Source organism: Pseudomonas brassicacearum (genome assembly GCF_918698105.1).
In the GTDB taxonomy this organism is placed as follows: Bacteria; Pseudomonadota; Gammaproteobacteria; order Pseudomonadales; family Pseudomonadaceae; genus Aquipseudomonas; species Aquipseudomonas brassicacearum_F.
Genome location: NZ_CAKKMI010000155.1, coordinates 1 through 2,415 on the forward strand (window position 1 = coordinate 1; position 2,415 = coordinate 2,415).

The window sequence follows — 2,415 nt, forward strand, 5'->3', positions numbered from 1 at the left end:
CCGCTGGGCTGCGCAGCAGCCCCAAAGCCATTCAACGCGGTGACCGGGTAGGTTTACGACTGCTGCGCAGCCGAGCGGGAGCAAGCTCCCTCGCCACAATCCCGACCTCACCAAAATTCCCCTGTGGGAGCGAGCTTGCTCGCGATGGCGGTACCTCAAACAAATAGATCTTCAGCCTGCTGACCATCTGCATCCACAATGGCTATAAAATTGACCCCAACCCTCCCGCCAGGACAAATAAACAAGGAGTGTTTCAAATGCTGCAAATGGATTGGCTCACTAACCACATGGATAAAAGCGACCAGATGGCCGAATGGCTCCATCGGGAATTCAGTTATGAATTCGCCCAGCAATCGCTCGCCAGTTGGCAGCAGGAATTCGCTGCGGGGCAGCACGATGGCCGCTGGAAGTGCCTGATCGCCACGGAACACGACCAGTTGCTCGGCGGCGCTTCACTGGCCAGCCACGACCTGCCCGACCGGCCAGAGCTGGGCCCGTGGCTGGCATGTGTGTTCATCACCCCGGAGGCTCGACGCAGAGGGCTTGCGGCGCAGTTGATCGAAGGCATCTGTAGCCATGCGCGAGAGGCTGGAATCACCACCTTGTTCCTGCACACCCATAGCCAACGTGATTATTACGCCAAGCTGGGTTGGGAGGTGCTGGAGCGCTTTGAGGCTTGGGGGAAAGAGCAGTGGCTGATGGCTCGGTGTTTGTGATCGCGGTATTTGCGCTAGCTCCCATCCCGCAACGGACCGCCGACCGGGACGTACTCCACGGGTGTGTCCCCCGGCAGCGCTCGAAGCACGGCCCCGGCCTTTAGGTGATCTTTCGCGAAAAGTGGTATCAGCCAACATAAATTCAGCATCCGCCATTGCTCTTTCCCCCAAGCCTCAAAGAGTTCCAACACCTCCCAACCCAGCTTGGCGCAATAGTCGCTCTGGCCGTTGATGCAGATGGTCTGCAGGGTGAAGGTTTATTTGTTTGATGTATCGCTATCGCGAGCAGGCTCGCACACACACAGGAGTTTTGGCGGAATTCTGGCAACATCGGCCTAATTAGAGAAATGCCCTACACGCCCGGCTTCTTTACCTGACTTATTTCTCCAGCCATCCCCGGCACAGTCTCGCGCCCCCTCCCGCGCCGCGAGCTGCCTGCATGAAGTTCCCTGACAAGATCCCGCCTTTAACCGGTGCCATTGGTTCGCTGGTCTTCGCCGCCATGAACTCGCCCGATGTCGAGGAAGTGTTGCAGGACTTTCGCCGCTGCCTGGGCGACTACGACAGTTGGGCGGAAAGATTCTGGGCCGGTCGGACGCTGGATATCAAGCAGGTGTTTAAAGTTGGCAAGGAGGTATCGCTCACACCCGCGAAAGGCGATGGCAAGCAGGTCAGCGCCGTGGTGGCGAGGTGTCCGGCACAAGGCCCGCTGACGCTGGTGCACATGTTCCAGGCCTCGCGTTTCGTTCCTATCGGCGATACGCCGGTGGTGTTGGAGCCGATCATAAAGGGCGAGCTTGGGCAGGAAATTTTCGGCGATCCGATCCCTCATGTCATTGGTCCCAGCGGCATTTTGGAAATACCCGAATGCGACCGCGGCCAGCGTTACCGCATCAGTTTTTTTCCAAATATCACGACCGACCATGTCAGGGCGCTGTACGCGTCCTATCAGCTCGAGATCGTCGAGCTCGAAGGTTGGCTGAAAGCAGAATGGAACGAGTTTCAACCGTTGTGGAAGGAGTTTTCCGAGAGCGGTTTTGTAAAGCGCTTCAACGCATTGCAGGAGGCCCAGCTACGCGGCTTTGAAAACGCCCTGTTTGGGCTATGGGACGACGTAAAACAGGTCTTCGATCTGTTGGCGGATCTACAGGCCAACAGTGAAAAATTGCTGGAATACCTCACCGAGGCTGAGCTCGAGCAACTGCTGAAAGCCTCATCGGAGGCGATTGCCAAAGGCCTGATGATCCTCAGCGATGAGCCTTTGCTCTTCGTCTACACCGCGGCGTTCATCGGTTGGCTGCGGATGCTGCCGCCGCAGTACCTGGCCGAAGTCCTGGGGGAAATGCGCGCCTCGATTTTGATCAATTTGCTCTTGGCGCGTGTGACCGGTGGCCTGGGCGTGGGGCTGCGCATGAGCGGTAAAGTTCTGCGTCATGTTCGCTCGGAACGCGCCCGCGAGTGGTTGCAGGCATCGAGCCAGCGCTTGGGGCAACTTGGCGGCGACAGCCTCAACAAACATGCCGATGTACTGAAGCCGTTAATAATCGCCGGCCGTGGGTCGTCGGTGGGACCGGCGCCTGTCAGACCGTTACAGATCACCACTGGGGACTCCGCGCCGCTGTCGGTCAGCAACCCGGCCCCGATCGTGCGGGAAAAATCTCAGGCTGCCACGCGACTGAGCAAATACGAACCCCACGAC

1 protein-coding gene and 1 pseudogene are annotated in these 2,415 nt (G+C 58.5%); both read left to right on the forward strand.

All coding sequences use genetic code 11. The annotated features are described in order from the left end of the window. The first annotated feature begins 257 nt into the window (after positions 1–257). Positions 258–716, forward strand: a complete 459-nt coding sequence (locus LQ215_RS29340) for a GNAT family N-acetyltransferase (RefSeq protein ID WP_230153724.1) — start codon at positions 258–260, stop codon at positions 714–716. A 439-nt stretch (positions 717–1,155) separates the two neighbouring features. Next, a pseudogene (locus LQ215_RS29345) lies at positions 1,156–2,415 on the forward strand (type IV secretion protein Rhs); the annotation flags it as partial.